At 61.3% G+C, this 1,069-nt stretch carries 2 protein-coding genes; both read right to left on the bottom strand.

Going from position 1 to position 1,069, the window contains the following annotated elements; translation table 11 throughout:
• On the bottom strand, window positions 1-572 hold a 572-nt coding region (locus AC1DH9_RS29710; protein ID WP_477809400.1), incomplete at its 3' end, for an ABC transporter transmembrane domain-containing protein.
• A partial coding sequence (locus AC1DH9_RS29715) for a helix-turn-helix domain-containing protein (RefSeq protein ID WP_477809401.1) occupies window positions 572-1,069 on the bottom strand: 498 nt, incomplete at its 5' end. The genes AC1DH9_RS29715 and AC1DH9_RS29710, both read right to left, overlap by 1 nt.

Genomic DNA, 1,069 nt, shown 5'->3' on the forward strand with positions numbered 1-1,069 from the left:
TTCCACGACAGGGTCAGCAACATCGCCACTGCGCAGACCAGACCGATAACGCTGGAAACCGCCGAGAACAGCGAGTCGACAGCAAAGCGCTGGCCGATAACGCTGGAAACCGCCGAGAACAGCGAGTCGACAGCAAAGCGCTGGATCTCCGCCACATCACCGTCGAGGCGCGACATCAGGTCGCCGATCCGCCGTTGTCCGTAGAAGCCCGGCGACAACGTCTGCAAATGCCGATAAAGGTCGTCGCGCAGGGCAAACAGAATCCGCCCCGACAACCGTGTGTGCAGGTAGCGATTGATCCCCGACAACGCCGTGCCAAGCAATCCGGCGACGATCATCAACCCCGCGATCAGCACCAGCATGGAAAAGTTGTGCGCCAACAGTCCATCGTCGATCAGCAACTTGGTCAGCCAGGGCTGCACCAGCACCAGCAACGAGGCGCACACCGACAACCCGAGCAGCCCGGCAATCGCCAGCCGATGCGGGCGCACGAAGCCGTACAGCCACTGTAAGGCGGCGTCCAGTGCCTGGGGGTTGTGACTGTCGACCAGCCTGACGATCAAGCGCCGCATCAGTTGCGCAACTGTTTGAGCTTGCGATACAGCGTCGCGCGGCTGATGCCCAGCGCATCGGCCGTTGCCGAAACGTTGCCGTGATGATTGTCGAGGGACTGGCGGATCAGCTCCAGTTCGTTCTCGCGGATACTGCCGCAGGTTGAGCGCTCGCAGGCATTCAACTCGTCGAGCATGCTGTCGGGCAAATGCTCCAGACTCAGCACGGTTTCACCGGGTTCGCGCATCGCCAGCGCGGTGCGCAGCACCATCTCCAGCTGACGGATGTTGCCCGGCCAGTGGTATCCGGCAAGCAAGTTGCTCAGGTCGCCCTTGAGCTTGACCGTCGGGGCATCCAGTTTGCCGAGCAGACGGTTCACCAACTCACTGAAATCATCGCGTTCACGCAACGCCGGCAGCATCACACTGATGCCATTGACCCGGTAGAACAGGTCTTCGCGAAAGTGTTTGTCCTCGACCAGACGCTTGAGGTCGCGGTGAGTCGCACAGATCAGCGC

The sequence above is a fragment of the Pseudomonas sp. 05T35 genome, from assembly GCF_056396605.1.